General features: G+C 38.8%; 5 protein-coding genes. All 5 read left to right on the top strand.

The genetic code is table 11. The annotated features are described in order from the left end of the window. The first annotated feature begins 136 nt into the window (after window positions 1-136). A complete protein-coding gene (gene rplU, locus QZR70_RS08645) occupies window positions 137-448 on the top strand; it encodes a 50S ribosomal protein L21 (protein WP_004698652.1) in 312 nt (103 codons plus the stop codon). 2 nt (window positions 449-450) lie between these two features. After that, the gene (locus tag QZR70_RS08640; RefSeq protein ID WP_295794542.1) at window positions 451-765 is read left to right on the top strand and encodes a ribosomal-processing cysteine protease Prp; all 315 of its coding nucleotides are present in this window, start codon (window positions 451-453) and stop codon (window positions 763-765) included. Window positions 766-777: 12 nt separating this feature from the next. Continuing rightward, window positions 778-1,062, top strand: a complete 285-nt coding sequence (gene rpmA / locus QZR70_RS08635) for a 50S ribosomal protein L27 (protein ID WP_004696430.1) — start codon at window positions 778-780, stop codon at window positions 1,060-1,062. A gap of 330 nt (window positions 1,063-1,392) precedes the next feature. Further along, entirely contained in the window at window positions 1,393-2,811 is a 1,419-nt protein-coding gene (gene hydG / locus QZR70_RS08630; protein ID WP_060923969.1) for a [FeFe] hydrogenase H-cluster radical SAM maturase HydG, read from the top strand. A 195-nt stretch (window positions 2,812-3,006) separates the two neighbouring features. Next, window positions 3,007-3,894: DHH family phosphoesterase (locus tag QZR70_RS08625; protein WP_295794540.1), on the top strand; the 888-nt coding region annotated here is incomplete at its 3' end.

Genomic DNA, 3,894 nt, shown 5'->3' with positions numbered 1-3,894 from the left:
GTAAATACGATATACTATATCAGTATTAGTTCGGTTTACTGAACTTTGCAATCCGCGTGAAGCAGGTTTAAACGCCCGACCGATGTTCGGGTCGGGATACCGAATTCAGCGAGTTCGATAACAAGGAGGTGTTCTCATGTACGCAATTATTAAAACTGGTGGTAAACAATATCGCGTTGCTGAAGGCGATGTAATTACTATCGAAAAATTGGAAGCAGCTGCTAACGAATCCGTTACATTCGAAGAAGTTTTGACTGTAGTGAATGACGGCGACGTTAAAGTTGGCGCTCCTCTTGTAAACGGTGCAAAAGTTACAGGTACAGTTCTTGAGCATGGTAAAGGTAAAAAAATCTTAGTATTCAAATACAAAGCTAAATCCAACTACCGTCGTCGTCAAGGCCATCGTCAACCGTTCACAAAAGTTCGTATTGAATCTATCCAAGCTTAATTATGGTTTCCATTGGAATCCAGCGGAATCGTGATGGTCAAGTAATTGGTTGTCACATGTCCGGTCATGCAGGATATGATGATCATGGCTTCGATATCGTATGTGCTGCAGTGTCTGCCTTATCGGCAACGGCAATGTTAGGACTTACCCAAATTGCTCAGCAAGAAGGGGAGTATACGAATAGCGAAGGTCAATGTGATATGGTTCTCTCTGGTACGATTAACCAGAGTGGACAGGATATTCTGGGGACTATGCTCCTTGGTTTAAAGGAAATTAGCCGTCAATATCCAGAGTTTGTCCAAATACACGAAATATAGGAGGTGAACTTAATGTTTACTTTTGATTTGCAATTGTTCGCACATAAAAAAGGTGTGTCCAGTACTCGTAACGGTCGTGATAGTGAATCTAAACGTCTTGGTGTTAAATGCCATGATGGTTCCATCGTAAAGAGCGGTAACATCATCGTTCGTCAACGTGGTACTCACTTCCACCCTGGTACTAACGTAGGTATCGGTAAAGATGACACTTTATTCGCACTTGTGCCTGGTAAAGTAGCATTTGAACGTGCTGGTCGTTATAACCGTAAAGTTAGCGTATACCCTGTAGAAGCTTAATTTTACAATGACTATTAATCCCTAGTGGTTTTCCACTAGGGATTTTTTATCGTTTCTAGGCGAATCTAATTAAGGGAAATACTGATATACATTTTAATCATATTCGATATAGATAATCGATATAAATTAGAAATTCCCATACTATAAAGGTTGCTTCCTCTTATGAGGGAGTAACCTTTTATTATTGTGTGTCAAATTCCTATGTTTTTTAGTAGGAATAGTGGTATACTATGTACAGTATCAGTGAAATACCAGAAGACTGGTTGTCATATACTTTCATATACCTAAAGAGGGGTGGCGTTGCCACTAGAAAGATTTGAGGTAAGTACTATGTATGATGTAAAATCTCCAAAGGCGGAGGAATTTATTTCCCATCAGGAAATCCTTGACACCCTTGCCTATGCAGAGGAAAACAAGGAAAATAGGGAGTTGTTAGATGCTATTTTAGCAAAAGCTGCTACATTTAAGGGGTTAAACCATAGAGAAGCAGCTGTTCTATTAGAATGTCCGTTGCCTGAATATAAGGAAAAGCTTTATGCGTTAGCTAAAGAAATCAAGAAAGCTATTTATGGTGATCGCATCGTTCTATTTGCACCATTATATTTGTCTAACTATTGTATTAATGGTTGTGTATACTGTCCGTACCACTCTAAAAATCGCGATATTAAACGTAAAAAGTTGACTCAAGACCAAATTAGAGAAGAGGTTATTGCCTTAGAAGCAATGGGGCATAAGCGCATTGTTATTGAGTCTGGTGAAGATCCTCTTAATAATCCTCTTGAATATATTTTGGAATCTATCAAGACTATTTACGGTATTAAAAATAAAAATGGCGAAATTCGCCGTGTAAACGTAAATATTGCAGCTTGCTCTGTTGAGGATTACAAGAAATTACATGAAGCTGGTATTGGTACATATACATTATTCCAAGAAACGTACAATAAAGAAAACTACGAAGCACTTCATCCAACAGGCCCTAAGAGCGACTATGCCTACCATACAGAGGCGATGGACCGCGCTATGCAAGGTGGCATTGATGATGTAGGTATCGGTGTTCTTTATGGCTTAGAACATTATAAATATGATTTTGTAGGTTTGTTGATGCATGCAGAGCATTTAGAAGCAGTATTTGGTGTAGGTCCACATACAATTTCTGTACCTCGTATTTGTCCAGCTGATGATATCGATGTAGATGATTTCAGTAATGCTGTACCTGACGATATATTTGAGAAAATCGTTGCTCTTATTCGTGTATCCACACCGTATACAGGTATGATTATGTCTACCCGTGAAAGTCAATCCATGCGTGAACGCGGTTTGGCATTAGGTATCTCCCAAATTAGTGGGGGCTCTCGTACTAGCGTAGGTGGTTACAAAGAAGAAGAGAAACCAGAGGATAATTCGGCTCAATTTGATCGCAGTGACACACGTACATTAGATGAAATCGTAGATTGGTTACTAGATCTTGGATATGTGCCTAGCTTCTGTACTGCATGCTATCGAGCAGGTAGAACAGGGGACAGATTTATGGCCCTCGCTAAATCCGGTCAAATCCATAACTGTTGCCAACCTAATGCATTGATGACATTGAACGAATACATCATGGATTATGGTGATGAAAAAACTAAAGCTCATGGCGCTAAGGTTATTGAACAACAGTTAGAAAATATCAAAAATGATTTAGTTAAAGATAAAGCTAAAGCTTATATTGCACAGATGAAAGACGGCGAACGAGACTTCCGGTTCTAAGTAATTCACTGATCGAGAACCTCCTATTGATAATGGGAGGTTCTTTTTTGTTGAGAAAAACACAAAGCTTAAATGAGAATAAAATATATAAAATAGTTTATTTTGTTCACTTTTTGATGTATAATAAATAAAAATGATAATGATAATACGTTGAAGTTTTATACTAATATTGATTATAAACTACTGAGGGATATGATGATTAAGAAAAAACGTTGGCGCATTTCCACAAGCGACAAAGAACAAGAGAATATCTTAATCCGTGAACTTGGTGTGAATCCTATTGTGGCCAAATTAATGGTTAATCGCCACATAGATGTTGATGAAGGGCGTCGGTTTTTACAAGGCTCTTTGTCTGATTTGTTAGATCCATTCGCATTAAAAGATATGGATGTAGCTGTTTCGCTAGTTCAGGAGACAATTGAAAAACATAAACCAATCGTTATTTATGGTGATTATGATGTAGATGGCATTACTGCCACATCTGTTCTATATCGATTTTTAAAGAAACTAGGTGCCGATGTTACCTATTACATACCAGAGCGTCAAAGCGAAGGGTATGGCCTCAATTTAGAGGCTTTAGAGCACCTTATAGAGAGGGGAACATCTCTAGTTATTACCGTAGACTGCGGTATTAGCTCTTACTATATTGTAGAGGCTGTACGTGACCGTATCGATATGATTATTACGGATCATCATACGGCACCAGATTTGATTCCACGAGCAAAGGCTGTTATTAACCACAAGCAAAAGGATTGTCCTTACAAGGATAAAAACTTATCCGGTGTTGGGGTTGCTTTTAAATTATGCCAAGCATTGTGGCTTACAAAGACTGGTGAATGGTATTTAGATGATTTAGATATCGTTGCATTAGGCACTGTGGCGGACGTTGTGCCGTTAGTCGGTGAGAACCGCATCATCGTAAAAGCAGGCCTTGAAAAGATGAATAGTCATCCAAATCTAGGAATTAAAAAGCTAATCGATGTAGCAGGTCTCCATGAACGAACTATAACATCTGGACATATTGGTTTCACCTTAGCCCCACGGCTCAATGCAGCAGGTCGCGTTACCCATGCAACACGTGCT

It is taken from the genome of uncultured Veillonella sp. (assembly GCF_900545205.1).
In the GTDB taxonomy this organism is placed as follows: Bacteria; Bacillota; Negativicutes; order Veillonellales; family Veillonellaceae; genus Veillonella.
The sequence above is the reverse complement of the archived record's forward strand: the minus strand, read 5'-3'. Positions and strand labels throughout refer to the sequence as shown.

Coding starts and splice junctions, on each gene's coding strand:
- rplU (WP_004698652.1), top strand. CDS start 137: ATGTACGCAATTATTAAAACTGGTGGTAAACAATATCGCGTTGCTGAA.
- QZR70_RS08640 (WP_295794542.1), top strand. CDS start 451: ATGGTTTCCATTGGAATCCAGCGGAATCGTGATGGTCAAGTAATTGGT.
- rpmA (WP_004696430.1), top strand. CDS start 778: ATGTTTACTTTTGATTTGCAATTGTTCGCACATAAAAAAGGTGTGTCC.
- hydG (WP_060923969.1), top strand. CDS start 1,393: ATGTATGATGTAAAATCTCCAAAGGCGGAGGAATTTATTTCCCATCAG.